Source organism: Streptomyces sp. NPDC041068, from assembly GCF_040647455.1.
Lineage (GTDB): Bacteria > Actinomycetota > Actinomycetes > Streptomycetales > Streptomycetaceae > Streptomyces.
The window spans coordinates 27,440-43,792 of the sequence record NZ_JBEZCG010000011.1; the positions used below are offsets into that span (position 1 = coordinate 27,440).

Annotated in this window: 12 protein-coding genes; 7 read left to right on the forward strand and 5 right to left on the reverse strand. The window is 70.9% G+C overall.

Annotated features, from left to right (window positions below):
* Positions 1–7: 7 nt before the first annotated feature.
* From AB0B50_RS24995 to sulP, 4 genes are read left to right on the forward strand one after another with little or no spacing between them, the layout of a single operon-like run.
* A complete protein-coding gene (locus AB0B50_RS24995) occupies positions 8–427 on the forward strand; it encodes a hypothetical protein (protein ID WP_362335978.1) in 420 nt (139 codons plus the stop codon).
* A 12-nt stretch (positions 428–439) separates the two neighbouring features.
* Positions 440–1,441, forward strand: coding sequence for a polyphosphate kinase 2 family protein (locus AB0B50_RS25000; protein WP_362335980.1), 1,002 nt, complete (start codon positions 440–442; stop codon positions 1,439–1,441).
* Positions 1,438–4,176 carry an HAD-IC family P-type ATPase gene (locus AB0B50_RS25005; protein ID WP_362335983.1) on the forward strand — a complete coding sequence of 913 codons (2,739 nt, stop codon included), beginning with the start codon at positions 1,438–1,440 and terminating at the stop codon, positions 4,174–4,176. Before AB0B50_RS25000 ends, AB0B50_RS25005 begins: the two co-directional genes overlap by 4 nt.
* 7 nt (positions 4,177–4,183) lie before the next feature.
* Positions 4,184–5,902: a sulfate permease gene (gene sulP / locus AB0B50_RS25010; protein ID WP_362335986.1), complete on the forward strand. Its 1,719-nt coding sequence runs from the start codon at positions 4,184–4,186 to the stop codon at positions 5,900–5,902.
* A 92-nt stretch (positions 5,903–5,994) separates the two neighbouring features.
* Here sulP and AB0B50_RS25015 read toward each other — a convergent pair whose 3' ends face one another.
* Genes AB0B50_RS25015 through AB0B50_RS25025 form a run of 3 tightly spaced genes read right to left on the reverse strand, consistent with a single transcriptional unit; the run spans position 5,995 to position 11,659 of the window.
* Positions 5,995–7,491 carry an alpha-amylase gene (locus AB0B50_RS25015; protein ID WP_362335989.1) on the reverse strand — a complete coding sequence of 499 codons (1,497 nt, stop codon included), beginning with the start codon at positions 7,489–7,491 and terminating at the stop codon, positions 5,995–5,997.
* A complete protein-coding gene (locus tag AB0B50_RS25020; RefSeq protein WP_362335992.1) occupies positions 7,488–10,187 on the reverse strand; it encodes a glucosidase in 2,700 nt (899 codons plus the stop codon). The genes AB0B50_RS25015 and AB0B50_RS25020 overlap by 4 nt, the downstream gene beginning before the upstream one ends.
* 29 nt (positions 10,188–10,216) lie before the next feature.
* Positions 10,217–11,659 carry a hypothetical protein gene (locus AB0B50_RS25025; protein ID WP_362335995.1) on the reverse strand — a complete coding sequence of 481 codons (1,443 nt, stop codon included), beginning with the start codon at positions 11,657–11,659 and terminating at the stop codon, positions 10,217–10,219.
* A gap of 133 nt (positions 11,660–11,792) precedes the next feature.
* On the opposite strand from AB0B50_RS25025, the gene AB0B50_RS25030 reads away from it, so the two are divergent.
* From AB0B50_RS25030 to AB0B50_RS25040, 3 genes are all read left to right on the forward strand, one after another.
* Entirely contained in the window at positions 11,793–12,347 is a 555-nt protein-coding gene (locus AB0B50_RS25030) for a DUF1269 domain-containing protein (protein WP_362335998.1), read from the forward strand.
* On the forward strand, positions 12,347–12,832 hold the full coding sequence (locus tag AB0B50_RS25035) for a DUF1269 domain-containing protein (RefSeq protein ID WP_362336001.1): 486 nt from the start codon (positions 12,347–12,349) through the stop codon (positions 12,830–12,832). Before AB0B50_RS25030 ends, AB0B50_RS25035 begins: the two co-directional genes overlap by 1 nt.
* Before the next feature lie 208 nt (positions 12,833–13,040).
* Complete coding sequence (locus AB0B50_RS25040; RefSeq protein WP_362336004.1) at positions 13,041–15,320, forward strand: LuxR C-terminal-related transcriptional regulator; 2,280 nt, start codon at positions 13,041–13,043, stop codon at positions 15,318–15,320.
* Positions 15,321–15,372: 52 nt separating this feature from the next.
* On the opposite strand, the gene AB0B50_RS25045 is transcribed toward AB0B50_RS25040, so the two are convergent.
* Both AB0B50_RS25045 and AB0B50_RS25050 read right to left on the reverse strand, forming a co-directional pair.
* Positions 15,373–15,852, reverse strand: coding sequence for a helix-turn-helix transcriptional regulator (locus AB0B50_RS25045; RefSeq protein WP_362336007.1), 480 nt, complete (start codon positions 15,850–15,852; stop codon positions 15,373–15,375).
* A 128-nt stretch (positions 15,853–15,980) separates the two neighbouring features.
* Complete coding sequence (locus tag AB0B50_RS25050) at positions 15,981–16,238, reverse strand: hypothetical protein (RefSeq protein ID WP_362336010.1); 258 nt, start codon at positions 16,236–16,238, stop codon at positions 15,981–15,983.
* Between the last annotated feature and the right edge of the window lie 115 nt (positions 16,239–16,353).

Sequence of the window (16,353 nt, forward strand, 5' to 3'; positions counted from 1 at the left end):
TCCTGTCATGGCCACCACGACCACTCCGCACCAACGCTCGGGCACCGCAAGGGCTGCCGCCGGCGGGCTGACGATCTTCGCTGCGGTGATGCTGTTCATCTCCGGCTCCATGGACTTCTGCCGGGGCCTCATGGCCGTCCTCGACGACAAGGTGTTCCTCACCACGCCCGAGTACGTCTTCGAGTTCGACCTGACCAGCTGGGGCTGGATCCACATGATCCTCGGCACGGTCGCGGTGATCGTCGCCCTCGGCCTGCTCGCCACCGCGAAGTGGGCCCGGATCCTGGGCATCGTCATCGCGAGCCTGATGATCATCGCCAACTTCCTCTCGATCCCGTACCACCCCTTCTGGTCCCTCACGCTGATCGCCATGGGCGGGTTCATCATCTGGGGTCTGTGCGTCGTGGACCGGGAAACCCTGGGCTAGTCGGGGTGCCTCATGGCGGACGGACGGGCGCGCACGAGGGACGAAAGAGCCAAGCGGATCGCCGAGTTCATCGCCCCTCTGCGGGTCGAGCCCGGTTCGAAGGTGAACCTGTCCAGGGACTTCGACCCCGCCCACAAGGCGGGCGTCAGGAACAAGAAGGAAGGAGAGGAACTGCTCCGCGGCGGCGTCCTGCTGCTGGCCGACCACCAGCGCAAGCTGGCTGCCGAGGGCAGTCACGGAGTGCTGCTGTGCCTTCAGGCGCTGGACGCCGGGGGCAAGGACGGCACGATTCGCCACGTCATGAGCGGAGTCAACCCGCAAGGCGTGCACGTGGCCAACTTCAAGGTGCCATCGGCCGAGGAACTCGGCCATGACTACCTCTGGCGCTACGCCTGCCGGCTGCCGCGCCGCGGGGAGATCGGCATCTTCAACCGGTCGCACTACGAGGAGGTCCTGGTGGTGCGCGTGCACCCCGAACTCCTCGCCCGCCAACGGCTGCCCGGGAAGGCCAAGGGCAAGAAGGCGTTCTGGCGCCGGCGGTACCGGGAGATCAACGACTGGGAGCGGTATCTGACGGACAACGGCTTCCGCGTCGTCAAGCTGTTCCTGAACCTGTCCAAGGAGGAACAGCGCGTCCGCTTCCTCAAGCGGATCGACGTCCCGGAGCGGAACTGGAAGTTCTCGGCGGCGGACGCCCGCGAGCGCTCCTCGTGGGACGCGTACCAGGCGGCGTTCTCCGACATGCTGTCCGCCACGAGTACGCCGTGGGCGCCCTGGTACGTGGTGCCCGCGGACCGCAAGTGGTTCGCCCGGATCTGCGCGGCCGCCGTACTCGCGCACACCCTGATCGACATCGATCCGCGCTATCCGGACATCGGTGACAAGGCGCGTCACGAACTGGAGCTGGAGAAAAGGCAGTTGGAGGACGAGGCGCCGACCGGCGCGGCGGCCGACCCCTGGGTGGCCGCCGCCGAAGGCCGGGGCCGCCACGGCAGGGGAAGGCGGGCACGATGACCGCACCGGCACCCGGGCACGACGCCCCCGCGGCGTCACCCGCCCATGCCTGGTACGCACGCCCGGCCCACTCGGTGGCCGAGGAGCTCGGCGTCGATCCGGCGCTCGGCCTCAGCGCCGCGCAGGTGGCCACACGGCTCGCCGAGGACGGGCCCAACACCCTGCCGGAGGAGCAGTCGACGTCGGCTCTGGTCCGCTTCCTCGGGCAGTTCACCTCGTACATGCAGATCATCCTCGTCGCCTCCGCCCTGGTGTCGCTCCTCATCCAGGAATGGGGCACCGCCGTGGTGCTGATGGCCCTGACCGTGCTGAACGCGGTCATCGGGATACGGCAGGAGGGCAAGGCCGAGAGCGCCATGAACGCCCTGAAGGCGATGACGAAGGCCACCGCCCGGGTGCGGCGCGAGGGAAGGGTGGTCGAGATCGACGCGGCGGACGTCGTCGTCGGGGACGTCGTCCTGCTGGCCGCGGGCGACGAAGTGCCCGCCGACGGGCGGCTCCTGGCGGCGAGTGCCCTGCAGATCGACGAGTCCGCGCTCACCGGTGAGAGCGTCCCCGTCGCCAAGGACACCGCCCCCGTGCGGGGCGTGGGCCTCGGGCCGGTGGACCAGACGGACATGGCGTTCATGAACACGCCGGTCACGCACGGCAGCGGGGTCCTCCTCGTCACGGCCACCGCCGCCGCCACCGAACTGGGCAGGATCTCCGGGATGCTGTCGGCGACCCGGCGCGAAATGTCCCCGCTCACCCGTGAGTTGAACCGGCTCACGCTGTGGATCGTCGGCGCGGCCGGGGTGACCATGGTCGTGATGTTCACGCTGGGGCGCGGGCGCGGCGAGCCGTGGGACGCGCTGTTCGTCAGTGCCGTCTCGCTGGCCATCGCCGCCGTTCCCGAGGCGCTGCCCACGGTGACCCAGACGATCCTCTCGCTCGGCGGTCTCGACCTCGCACGGCGCCACGCGATCGTCAAGGACCTGCCCTCGGTGGAGACCCTGGGCTTCACCTCGGCCGTCAACTCCGACAAGACCGGCACGCTGACGATGAACCAGATGACCGTCGTCGAAGTGGTCGACCCCTTCGACCGGTACACGGTCTCGGGCAGCGGCTACTCCCTCGACGGCAGGATCCACCACGCCGCGGGCACCTCGCCGCGCATCGACGACGCGATCCTGCCGTACCTCGTGGCGAGCGACGCCTCACTGGTGGACGGGCGTGTGGTGGGCGATCCCACCGAGGGCGCCCTGCTCGTCCTCGGCCACAAGGCCGGTCTGGACGTGGACGCCACCCGCGAACGGCTGCCCCGGCTCGCGACCCTGCCCTTCGACCCGGCCTACAAGCTGATGGCCACCTTCCACGAGGCCACGGACGACAAGGGCCACCCCGTCGTGCGCTGCTTCGTCAAAGGAGCGGCGCCGGCCGTCCTCGCGCGCACCACCACGGCCCTGTCGCAGGGCGCGGGCATCCCCTTCGACGCCGCGCTGCACGACCGTGCCGAGCGCGAGGTCGAGCGGATGGAGCGCGCGGGCCGCCGTGTGATGGCCGCCGCCACCCGTGACCTCGACCCGGCGGCGTTCGTGCCGGGCGGCGATCTCCTCGCGCAGGTCGACGAGTTGCGGGTGACCAGCCTCGTCGGCATGGTCGATCCGCCGCGCGAGGTGTCCAAGGACGCCGTGGCCGCCGCCCAGGCCGCGCACATCCGCGTACGCATGGTGACCGGTGACGACGTCATCACGGGCGCCGCGGTCGCCGAGCAGGTCGGCATCGGCGGCGAGGCGATCCTCGGCGCCGACTTCGCGGCCCTGTCCGAACAGGAGCGGCTCGACCGGGTCGACGCCATCGGAGTGGTCGGCCGGGTGGCCCCCGAGCACAAGGTCCTGCTGGCCGAGACCCTCAAGAAGAAGGGCGACGTGGTCGCCATGACCGGCGACGGCGTCAACGACGCACCGGCCATCAAGTCCGCCGACATCGGCATCGCCATGGGATCCGGCACGGAGGTGGCCAAGAACGCCGCGCGGATGATCCTGTCCGACGACGACTTCGCCACGATCGTCCACGCCGTGGAGCAGGGTCGCAAGATCTACGACAACCTCACCAAGTACATCCGCTTCGTGCTCGTCCTGCTCGTCGTCTTCGTGCTCAGCTTCCTCGGCGCCGCCCTGTTCGACATCGCCGACGGCGAACCGTTCACGCCCGCGCAGGTGCTGTGGATCCACTTCGTCGTCAACGCGGCCTTCGGCTTCTCGCTCGGCTTCGACCGGGTCAGGAGCGACCTCATGACCCGGCGCCCGCGCCCCCGCGGGCAGCCGGTGATGACCCCCGGTCTGATGGTCACGGTCGGCCTGGCGGGGTTGACCGTCGCGGTCGGGCTGCTCGGCATGATCGAGCTGGGCGAGGCCCGGTACGACAGCGTCCGTGTCGGCAACTCCATCGCCTTCGCGTCGTTCGCGCTCTGCCTGATCGTGGCCGCCCTCGAATGCCGCAGTCAGACGGGGACGGTCCTCACGGCCGACACCTTCGACAGCAAGCAGCTGAACTGGACGATGCTGGGGGAGTTCGTGCTCGTCGTCCTGGTGGTCCAGACGGACGTGTTCAACCGGCTGCTCGACACCACCCCCCTCGGCGCGGGTCAGTTCGGCTGGGCCTTCCTTCCGCCTCTCGCCCTGCTGGCGCTGTGGGAGTCGGGCAAGCTCGTGGCCCGCCGCCGCGCGCGGCCCGCCGGCCCCGGACGGCGGTGAGGCACGGGTGCCCGGGGAGCCGCCCGGCCTCAGGGCGCTGCGGACCTACCGCCGGAAGTGGCTGGCCAAGGACATCGTCGCCGGCATCGTCCTGAGCACGCTCCTGGTGCCGCAGGGCATGGCGTACGCGGAACTGGCCGGACTGCCGCCGATCACCGGCCTGTACACGTCCGTGCTCTGTCTGCTGGCGTACGCCGTGGCAGGCCCGTCCCGCATCCTGGTGCTCGGGCCCGACTCCTCGCTCGGCCCCATGATCGCCGCGACCGTCCTGCCGCTGGTCGCCTCCGGCGGCGACAGCGCACGGGCGGTCGCGCTCGCCTCGGCCCTGGCCCTGATGGTCGGGGCGATCACGCTCCTCGCGGGTGTGGCGCGCCTCGGTTTCGTCGCCGATCTGATCTCCAAGCCCACCATGATCGGCTACATGAACGGGCTTGCCCTCACCATCCTCGTCGGTCAGTTGCCCAAACTCTTCGGGTTCTCCACGGACGCCGACGGGCTGATCGAGGAAGTCGGCGCGTTCGTGGAGGGGGTGGCCGACGGACAGGCGGTGTCCGCCGCCGTCGCCGTGGGCGCGGGCTGCATCGCCGTGATCCTGCTTCTGCAACGCCTGTTGCCGAAGGTCCCCGCCGTCCTCGTCATGGTGGTGCTCGCCATCGGCGCCTCCGTCCTGCTCGACCTGGAGGAGCGCGGGGTGCGGATGGTCGGCGAGCTGCCCGAGGGGCTGCCGCCGTTCACCGTCCCCGACATCCGGTGGGACGACCTCGGCCCGCTGTTCGTCGGCGCGCTGGGCATCGCCCTGGTGTCCCTGGCCGACACGATCTCCAACGCGTCGGCCTTCGCCGCCCGCACCGGCCAGGAGATCCGCGGCAACGACGAGATGATCGCGATCGGCACGGCGAACGCGGCCGCCGGTCTCTTCCAGGGCTTCCCCGTGAGTACGAGCGGTTCACGGACGGCCGTCGCCGAACGGGCCGGTGCCAGGAGCCAGCTCACCGGGGTGGTCGGGGCGGCGCTGATCGTCCTCATGCTCGTGCTGCTGCCGGGGCTGTTCCGCGATCTGCCGCAGCCCGCGCTCGCCGCTGTGGTCCTCACGGCGTCGCTGTCGCTGGCCGACGGCAAGGGCACGGCGCGGCTGTGGCGGCAGCGCAAGGCGGAGTTCCTGCTGTGCATCGCGGCCTTCCTCGGAGTGGCGCTGCTCGGGGTGCTGCCGGGGATCGGTGTCGCGGTGGGGCTGTCCATCCTGAACGTCTTCCGGCGCGCGTGGTGGCCCTACAGCACGGTGCTCGGGCGCGTGCCCGGCCTCCCCGGCTACCACGACGTGCGCTCGTACCCGGGGGCCGAGGAACTGCAGGGCCTGGTGATCATGCGCTTCGACGCGCCGCTGTTCTTCGCCAACGCCAAGTCGTTCCGTGACGAGGTCCTGCGGTGCGTGCGCACCGAGCCGTCGCCGCGGTGCGTGCTGATCGCGGCAGAGCCGGTGACCGACGTCGACACGACCGCCGCCGACGTGCTGGAAGAGCTGGACGAGACGCTTCAGAAGCGGGGTATCGACCTCGTCTTCGCGGAGCTCAAGGATCCGGTGCGCGGCAAGGTCGAGCGTTACGGCCTGACCCGCGCCTTCGACGCGGGTCGCTTCTTCCCGACGGTGGAGAGCGCCGTCGACGCGTTCCGGGCGCGGAGCGGTGCGCGGTGGGCCGCGGTGCGGCGACAGGGCACCGAAGACTAGCCAGACCCAGACAGGGCGCCGAAGACCAGCCGGCAGGGCATCGAAGACCAGCTACTCGTACTCGACCGGCTCGACCAGTCAGGCGGGACCGGCTAGGCGGTCGTGGCCCGCGTCGCCGAGGCGGACAGCAGGTGTGTGCCCCACGGTGGCAGATCCACGTACAGACCGCTGCCCAGCAGCTCCGCACCGGAGCGGCCGTAGCGGTCGGAGTGCAGCAGATCCGTCAACTCCCAGGTGTCCGGACCGAGTTCGGTCCAGGGGAGGCGGACACGCGCCTGCGCCTGATGCTCGGAGAGGTTCACCACGGTCAGGAACCTGCCCGCGGGCCCCGACCAGCACGAGGCGATCAGATTCCGGGCGGAGTCGTTGTCCGGCCAGCCCGCGCAGTCCAGGAGCCGCCACTGCCCCGTACGGATGCCGTTGCCGTGGACGCGCGACAGGAGCTGTTCGTGGAACGACCGCAAAGCCGGGTCCGACGGCTCGTCGGGGCGACGGTCGAGGAACACCGGCAGGTGGACGCGGCGCCCGGTGAACTGCCCCTCGTGCCACAGCGTGGCGCCGGGCAGCGTGGCGATCAGCACGGCCGCGGCCCGCTCCTTGGCCGGGTGCAGCGTCTGCGCGGCACGCGGCTCGTCGTGGTTCTCCAGGAACCGGATGAGCCGCCGCTGGTACTGCTCTTCGGCCCGCAGGTGCGAACGCACGGATTCGGCGGGCTCGTTGAGCACCCGGTCGTAGAGGCGCTTGTCGTAGCAGAAGTCGAACCCCTGCTGCTGCAGGGCCCATTCGAGGTCCCAGTACGCCTCCGCCACGAAGACCATCCGAGGGTGCTCGCGGCGGACGGCCGTCAGGACCTCGGCCCAGAAGTCCTCCTGGGGCGGGGCTCCCACGCGCTCGCCCCACGTCCGTGCGAAGACCTCGTTCAGCAGGAGCATCGCCATGTCGCAGCGCACCCCGTCGCAGACCCGGCCGATGTCGACGAGCACCTCGGCGGTCGCCCGCCGCAGGGCCGGCGCGAAGGCGTTCAGCTGCACCACGTCCGGCCAGGGCGGGAAGAAGGGGTCGCGGCCCCGCGCCAGCACGGCCCGCCCGGTGTCGAGGAACCCGGCCGGATCGCGCAGGACGTCCTGCGCGTCGCCCCGGACGAAGTACTCCGGGTGCTCGCCGACCCAGGGGCTGTCGGGGGCCACGTGGTTGGGCACGTAGTCGAGCAGCAACCCGACGCCCCTGCGCTGGAGTTCGGCCCGCGCGGCGGCGAGCCCCGCGGCCCCGCCGAGCGCCGCGTCGACCTCGTAGCGACGTATGCAGTACGGCGATCCCGCGATGTCCCTCTCGTCGATGTCGGGGACGGCCCCGGTGAAGGCGGTGCGCAGCGCCGGGTTGTCCAGGGCGATCGCCCGCCCCTGGGGGCTGCGTTCCCACACCCCCATCAGCCACACGGCGTCGATCCCCGTCGGCGTGATCTCGTCCCAGACGTCCTTGGGCACCTCCGCGAGACCGGTGGTCGCACGGCCGGTGCGCAGCGCGGTCTCCCGCAGCCACACCCGCGTGTTGACCTCGTGGACGACGGGCTGTGCGGGCAGCTCGGTCATCGGCTCTGCCTCCTCGTGGACCCGGGCCGGAAGTCGTCCGGGCCGAGTGTGCCGAACACCTTCATCAGGGCGGCGATCAGACCGGTCCAGCCGGTCTGATGGGCGGCGCCGATGCCCGCGCCGTTGTCGCCGTGGAAGTACTCGAAGAACGAGATCAGGTCCCGCCAGTGCGGATCGTCGCGGAACTTGGGCTGCCCGCCGTACACCGGCCGCCGTCCCTCGTCGTCGCGCAGGAAGATCTTGCCGAGCCTCGTGCTGATCTCCTCGGCGACCTCGTAGAGGTTCTTCCGCACCCCCGAGCCGGTCGGGCACTCGACGGTGAGGTCGTCGCCGTAGAAGCCGTACAGGTTGAGCAGGGCGCGCACGACCAGGGTGTTCATCGGCAGCCACACCGGGCCGCGCCAGTTGGAGTTGCCGCCGAACATGCCGGTGTCCGACTCGGCGGGCAGGTAGGAGACCTGGTACTCCTGGCCGTCCACCCAGAACGTGTACGGGTGCTCCGCGTGATGGCGGGAGAGCGCCCTGATCCCGTACGGGCTGAGGAACTCGTCCTCCGACAGGAGGTGGCCGAGCACCCGCGTCAGCTTCTTCTCGTCCACGACGGACAGCAGCCGCGGACCGCCCGCCGTACCCGCCTGCGCCGCCGTCATCGACACGGACAGCGAGGGGTGGCGCTCGGCGAACCGCTGCAGCCGCTCCGTGAGGCCGGAAAGGCGCTCCAGCTGCCGTGGCTGGAAGACGGTCGACGCGCACAGCGGTAGAAGTCCCACCATGGAGCGGACCTTCAGCCGGACGGCCTGCCCGTCGGGCAGGCGCAGCACGTCGTAGAAGAACCCGTCCTCCTCGTCCCACAGCTCGTCACCGAGGTTCCCGAGCCTGTCCATCGAGGCGGCGATCCACAGGTAGTGCTCGACGAACTTCAGGACCAACTCCTCGTATGCGGGGTTGTGTTCGACGAGCTCCACCGCGATCTGCAGCATGGACTGGCAGTACAGCGCCATCCAGGCGGTGCCGTCCGCCTGCTCCAGGGTGCCCCCGGTGGGCAGCGGCGCGCTGCGGTCGAAGACGCCGATGTTGTCGAGGCCGAGGAAGCCGCCCTGGAAGACGTTGCGGCCGGTGGGGTCCTTGCGGTTGACCCACCAGGTGAAGTTCGTGAGCAGCTTCTGGAAGGTGCGCTCCAGGAAGTCGTGGTCGGCGACGCCGGTCGTGCCCTTCTCCACCGTGTACACGAAGTACGCGGCCCAGGCGTGCACCGGCGGGTTCACGTCGCCGAAGTTCCACTCGTAGGCCGGGATCTGGCCGTTGGGGTGCAAGTAGGTGTCGCGCAGCAGCAGTTCGAGCTGCTCCTTGGCGAAGTCGACGTCGACGACCGAGAGCGCCACGGCGTGGAAGGCGAGGTCCCAGGCGGCGAACCAGGGGTACTCCCACTTGTCCGGCATCGAGACGACGTCGTCACTGACCATGTGGAACCACTCGCGGTTGCGGATGCCGGGCCGCGGCGGGCTCCATGGGGTGAGGTCGTGCTCGGCGAGCCATGTCTCCAGGTCGTACGCGTAGTACTGCTTGGACCAGAGCATCCCGGCGAGGGCCTGGCGCAGCACGCGTGCCTCGTCCTCGCTCGCCCCCTCGGGTGTCAACTGCCGGTAGAAGTCGTCCGCCTCGGCGACCCGGCTCTTGAACACCGTGTCGAACCCCCGGCCGGTCAGCGGAAGTTGGGCACCGGCGGGGCCGAGGCGCAGCCGCAACGTCTCGGAGCCGCCGGCAGGAACGGTGAGTGTGTGGTGCGCGGCCGCCTTGGTGCCCTGCCGCTCGGGGTTGACGGCGCCGGCCTCGCCCTCGACGACGTAGCGGCCGATGCCGTCCTTGACGTAGGGGGAGGCGCTGGGCGAGCCGAACAGCCGCTCGTTGTTGGTCTCGTTCTCCGTGAACAGCAGCTCCGCCGCGTCGGCGCAGCGCAGGTCGTAGCTGCCGAGCTCCGGGTGGTCGGCCCTGATGGTGGCGGCCCCGCGCGGACCGTCCACCGCCCGCAGCCGCGGTTTGTTCTCCTGGTCGTGGTGTTCGCCCCACGACCAGGTGTTGCGGAACCACAGCGTCGGCAGCACGTGCAGCGTCGCCTCGTCGGGGCCGCGGTTGTCGACGGTGATCCGCATCAGTACGTCGTCGTGGTCGGCCTTGGCGTACTCCACCGTCACGTCGAAGTACCGGTCGTCGTCGAAGATCCCGGTGTCGAGGAGCTCGTACTCGAACTCCTGCCGTGTACGGGCTCCGTTGACCGCCACGAGATCGCCGTACGGGAAGGCGGCCTGCGGGTACTTGTACAGATAGCGCATGTAGGAGTGGCTGGGTGTGCTGTCGAGGTAGAAGTAGTACTCCTTGACGTCCTCGCCGTGGTTGCCCTCGCCGTTGGTGAGGCCGAAGGCCCGCTCCTTGAGGATGGCGTCGCGGCCGTTCCACAGGGTCAGCGCCAGGCACAGCCGCTGCTTCTCGTCGCAGATGCCGCCGAGGCCGTCCTCGCCCCAGCGGTAGGCGCGCGAGCGTGCGTGGTCGTGCGGGAAGTAGGACCAGGCGTCACCGCCGGGGCTGTAGTCCTCGCGGACCGTACCCCACTGGCGTTCGCTGAGGTACGGGCCCCACAGACGGGACCGTCCGCTCGCGTCGCCGGCCTTCGACCGGCCGGTGTGCGTCTGCCTCTTCATGCGCAGTCTCCCTGCCTCGGCCCGGCCGTTCAGCCAGGGGCGCCAGTCTTTGCGGGGGTCCGGGGGCCCGCCTCACCTTCTGGGGGTGAGGCTCCTGTCCGGGCGACCAGGGTGATCGCGAGTTCGTACGCGGCCAGCAGGACGCCGACCACGAGCAGGGCGGTCCACGACGAGAGCAGCAGGGCCACCAGGGCAGCGACGACGACGCCGGACACCCGCAGCACATCGGCGTGCCGGGCCAGCCAGGGCCGCACCGAGGACTCCTTCGTGCCGATCCGGTCGGCGGACTTCGCCAGGAAGTGGCCCGTTGCCCGGGTACCCTGCGCCACGAGCCTGCGCAACAGCACCGGCAGGCGCCCCGGCCCCACCAGATAGGCGATGACGGCGATGGCGACGCCGAGCCACAGCAACTGGTCGCCCCGCTCGCGCAGGGTCGTGAAGACCGTCCACAGCGCGGAACGCACGCCCTCGCGGTAGACCCCGGACGGCACCTGGTCGAGCAGCTGGTCGCGCACCGCCCTTAGGACGCTCGACAGCACGGTGACCGTCACGACCAGCCACAGACCGAGTTGCAGCAGGGTGCGCCGACGGTTGGGTGATACCCACAGGGCGAGGCCGAGGAGCACCGGCACGCCGATCAGCAGGCCCACCACCGCGCGCTTGAACACCAGGACGGCCTCCTGGAGTTGACCCAGCTCGTGCCGGTCGTAGAGCCGGATCTGCGCGAAGTCCTCGGGCAGGTCGACGTTCAGTGCCTTCTCGACGCGTTCGTGCAGGCCGGGCGGGATCTCGCCCGAGGACAGGGGCGGCAGGTCGAGCTTCTTGCCGAAGAGCGTGGGCAGTTGGTCCTCCAGGGACCGCAGCAGGTTGTTGACCATCGGCAGCAGGTTGAGGGTGACCGTGTCGCCCTCGACCCGTACGTTCTTGTTGCTCTTCTCCAGGACCGCGACGATCCGCGCATGGGCGAACTCGTTCGTCGCGCGCCACAGCTCCTGGAACTGGTCCGTGGCGATGAGCTTGGAGATCGAGTCCCGCACATAGTCGTGGACGGCTCCGGTGACCGGCGCCGCCAGGAAGGACGCGCGAGGCGGCAGTGCCTCGGACAGCCGCTGCTCGACGTCCAGTTGATCGAAGATCTCGTTCGTCAGATACGCCGAGACGGCGGCGTTCACCTCGGGGTCCTCGGGCAGCGGGCCCACCGTGGCGATCCAGCGGTCGGTGTTCAGCGTGGTGCGCGAACCCCACACGCCCACCACCGACGTCACGGCAAGGACGGCGACCAGCGCGATCAGCACCGCCGCGAGCGCGTGCCGGAGCATCAACGTGCGGGCGTGGCGCCGCCGTTCGGTCCCGGCGCGGTCGCGCAGGCGCGCGTTCTCGGCCCGCAGGCGCTCCAGTTCACGGTCCGGTGACTCGCTGTCTTCGTGGTGCGGTGTCACGCCGTCGTCGCGGCCCGGTGTCTCGTCGGCCATCGGTGTCCCACCTCCTCGGCCCACTGTCGCCGCCTCTCGTGCCCGGGTCCCTCACCTGCGGCGGGTGACGCGCCACGGCACGTCCGACGCTCTGATGACGCTCGTGACGGAGGTTCCGCTGAAGGGAGGCACCATGGCTGACATCGGGCCGGTTCAGCTCCTGACGATCGGCTTCGGTCCGGACGCCAAGTTCGAGGGCAGGATCATCGAGGAGCTGGCGGTCCTGGAGTCGAACGAACAGATCCACGTCCTCGACCTGCTCTTCGTCGCCAGGGAGTCCAGCGGGGAGCTCTTCACCCTCGACTTCCAGGCGGAGGGCATGGGCGACACCGTCGCCGCGCTGCTGGGCATCTCTGCCGAGCGGCTCAGGGGGGCGGAGGACGTCTTTCCGAGCGTGGCCGAGGGCAATGCCTTCGGACTTTCCCTCACCCAGATCAGGGAGATGGCCGAGTCCCTCGATCCCGGGACCGCGGCGGCCTTCGTCCTGCTGGAGCACGTCTGGGCGAAGTACCTGCGCAAGGCGGTCCGTGACGCCGGAGGCGTGCCGCTCGCGGAGGGCTTCCTCACCGAGGAGGCACTGGCACCGGTCGCCGCCCAACTCATCAGGGCGGCACAGCGGTCGGGCGAACCGGTCCCGAACGGATCGGAGCCGGACCAGACGAAACGCAACAACCACAGGAGGACCTGATGGCCGATCTCGTTGTGCTCGGATTCTCGGACAAGGAGAAGGCGGAGGCCGTGCTGCGGCTCGCCGGGGACCTGTCCAAGCAGGAACTGCTCGACCTGGGGGACGCGGCGCTCGCCTGGCGCACCATGGACGGCAAGATCCACGTACGGCAGACCTTCAGCACCACGGGCACCGGCGCGGCCGGCGGTGCGCTCTGGGGTTCACTGTTCGGACTGCTCTTCCTGATGCCGGTGTTCGGTGCCGCGGTCGGGGCCGCCACCGGCGCCGTCGCCGGCAAGCTCACCGATGTGGGGATCAAGGACCCCTTCATCAAGGAGATAGCGGCCACCCTCGAACCGGGCCGTGCCGCGGTCTTCGCGCTCGTCCGGCGTTCCACCCCCGACCGGGTGCGCGACGCGTTGCGTCCCTTCAACCCGACCGTGATCCGTACCTCGTTGACCAAGGACAGGGAGGAGGAACTGGTCGAGGCCCTGCGGGACAAGTGACTCCTGTGGGGGAAGTGACCGAGGAACGGCATGGTCCGCCCAGGGCCGGCCGTCCTCCGCGTGCGCCGTCTCGCGCCGGAACTTCACCCGGGTGAGATGGCGCCCGCCCCGTACTCCGCCCGAGCCGTGGGCACCACACTTGCCTGTGTCACACCGCACATGCCTGCGCCGCACCGCCGCACCGCAGTTCGGAAGCGAGGTGCCGACCATGGACGAGCGGTCACGCCCACGGGACACGGGTCCGGACAGCGGGGCCGTCGGCACGGTACCCGCGCTGCCCACCTGGCTCGTCCCCAGGCCCCGCCTCACGTCCCGGCTGGCCAGGGGCGTCCTCGGTCAGCTGACTGTGGTCGTCGGCCCCGTCGGGGCGGGCAAGACGGCCCTCACCCTGGAGTGGGCGCACACGCGACGCCTGCCCGGACCGCTGGCCTGGGTCAGCTGTGACGGCAGGGCGGAGCAGCCCTGCGTGTTCTGGCCGCGTGTGGTCGGTGCGCTGCGTCAGGCGGGCGTGGACCTGTCGGAGGCGGTCGTGCGAGCGGAGGGCCCCGCGCTCGTGGCGGCGCTCTCGGGCGAACTGAACGAGCGCGGCGAGCCGTTGGTGCTGGTCCTCGACGACTTCCAGCCCGCACCCGGCTCCCCGATCGCGGAGGGGGTCACCAGCCTGCTGCGGCACACCGCGGGCGTACTGCGCCTGGTGGTGGTCTCGCGCCGGGACCCACCCCTGCATCTGCACCGTGAACGGCTCACCAGCGACCTCACCGAGCTGCGCACCGACGACCTCGCGTTCGACGACAGGGAGACGGTGGCCCTGCTCGCCCAGCACGGGATCGACGTGCCCCGGCAGACGGTGAGCGCGCTGCGCCGCCGTACGGACGGCTGGGCGGCCGGGCTGCGGCTTGCCGCGATGTCCCTGGAGAAGCAGAGCGATCCCGAGCGGTACGTGGCCCAGTTCGCCGGCGACGACGAGGCGATCGTCAGCTACCTCGTCGAGGAGGTGCTCGACCTGCAGTCGGCCGGCATGCGTCGGCTGCTGCTCACCACGAGCGTGCTGGACCGGATGAACGCGGAACTGGCCGCCGAGCTCTCGGGCGAGGAGGCAGGCGGGCACTTCGCCGCCCTCGTCCGGGACAACTCCTTCCTGCAACCCGTCGGCCAGGGCTGGTACCGCTGCCACCAGATGTTCGCCGACGTGCTGCGGATGTGCCTGCGCCACGAGGCACCCGGACTCGTCTGCCCCCTGCACCGCAGGGCCGCCGCCTGGCTGGGCCGGCACGGTCTGCTCGCCGAGGCCGTGCGGCATCTGCTGGCCGCGGGCGACTGGGACGAGACCGGCCGGCTGATCGTGCGGCGCCTGGTGATCGGCCAGGTGCTCGGCCTGACCAGGGCCCGCCTTTCGGCGGAGCTGACCCGGCAGGTGCCCGCGGACGTGCCGACGGACGAGCCCGAACCCGTGCTGCTCGCCGCGGCCGTGGCCCACGCGTGCGGCGACGACCAGGCGTACACGCGGTACATGGAGCGCTCGGTGCTGCTCCTCGAACAGCTGCCGGACGAGGAAGGCGACCGCGGTGCCCGGTGCCGACTGGCCCACGCCGTGATCGGCATGGACCGGCTGCGCACCGGCAGTCCGCAGGAGGCGCGGGCGGCCGCGGCCGAAGCGGAGGCGGTCACGTCGCAGCTCCCGCAGGCCGCTCTGGCGCAGCATCCCGAGATTCCCGCGCTCATCCTGGCGATCCGGGGCAGCAGCGAGCTGCGGTCCGGTGGTCTGAAGGCCGCCGAGACGTCCCTCACCGGCGCCCTGAGGGCCGCGGGCGCCGCCGGCAACGGCACGCTGCGCCGGGACTGCCTCGCCGAACTCGCGCTCCTGCAGGCGCTGCGCGGACGCTTCAGGGACGCCGACGAGCTCACCACCCAGGCCGCCCAGCCGCCCCTGCCTGCCTGGTCCCGGTCGGGGCCTCCGCAGGCCGCTCTCCACATGGCGCGCGCCTGGGTCGAACTGGCCCGCGGAGACGCGGTCATGGCCCGGCGTGAACTCGGGGACGGCGAGGCCGCGTTGAGGGCTCATCCCGACGCGTTCCTCTCCGCGGTGGGCGCTCTGGTGGCCGGGCTCGTCCGTGCGGCGGAGAACAGCGCTCCGCAGACCGTGCCGATCGGCGACCTGGTGTCCGGGTCGCAGCTGCCCCGAGCGGTGCTGCGGACCGTGGTGCCCGCGTGCGCCGCCCTGCTCGGGCCCGCCCGCCCGGGTCGCGGGGCGAACCGCGCGGTACCGCAGGCCGAGGCGGGACCGCCGGACGTCACCGAGCGGCTCAGCGCACGCGAGCGCGACGTCCTGGTCCGGCTCGCGCAGATGATGACCACCGAGGAGATCGCCGAGGAGCTGTACCTCTCGGTCAACACGGTGAAGACCCATCTCAAGAGCGTGTACCGCAAATTGGCCGTGACCCGCAGGTCGGCCGCCGTGCGCAGGGCGCGCGAGCTCCAGCTCCTGTGACGGCCTCCTTGGGGGCGGCCTTCTTGGGGACGGCCTCCATGGGGACGGCCCTTTACACGATCCCCAACTCCCGTGCCCGCAGCACCGCTTCGGCGCGGGAACCGGCACCCAGCTTGCGGTACACGGCTCGGGCGTGACTCTTGACGGTGTTGTACGAGACGTACATCTCGTCGGCGATCTGCCGCAGCGACGCCTCCTCCTGCAGCCTCAGGAGCACCGCCAGTTGACGGCCCGTCAAGGGGGCGGCGGGCGACGGCGCGACGGCGGCGGGCGCGGGCGCCGAGGCCAGGACGGCCGACGCCTCGTCGACCAGCGCTCCCGCGCTGTGCGGATCGGCCACGTCCACGGCGACCGTCACCAGGACGTCTGCGACCCACATCAGACAGGTCATCACTATCGTGTCGACGGCTTCGTCGGCTTCCTCGCCGCCCAGCGAGCGCAAGCGCCCGTGCAGGACGGCCACCCGTCCTGCGGCCGGAGAACGGTCCGCTGGAGACCGGCCCCCCGGCTCCGTGAACAGAGCTGTGGACATGCCCCTCACCTCCCCATGTGCAGGGCATTTCCCCTCCACAGTGCGGAGGGGGCGCCGAGGCTGTGAAGGGACTTGTCGGCCCTGTTTGACGGAGGCTTTACCTCCTGGCCCTGTCCGTCCGGCCCGGTCTAGACCGTGTCGCGGGGGCCGGGCAGCCGGCGCACCTCCAGCAGTTCGAGCCCCAGGGCCTGGATGCGGTCGAGGATCCCGTACAAGGCGGCCTGGTCGAGCCCGGAGCCCAGCAACACCGTCTCGGCCGGGCGCAGTACGACCGTCAGCTCGCCGAACGCCGACCGGAAGGCCTCACCGAACCTGCCCCGCACCCGGATCTCGAAGTCGCCACGGCCGGGCGGTGTCCCGGCCGCGCCCGCCTGTGCCCCGCCCATGGCGTCACCTCCGTACCTCCGTGCGACGACCTGGCCTGGGCCGCCATTCTCGTGGTGCCACGGCCGTCGGCATCACCTTGCGCGGGTGACGGCGCGGCAGGAGGCCGCCGGGGGC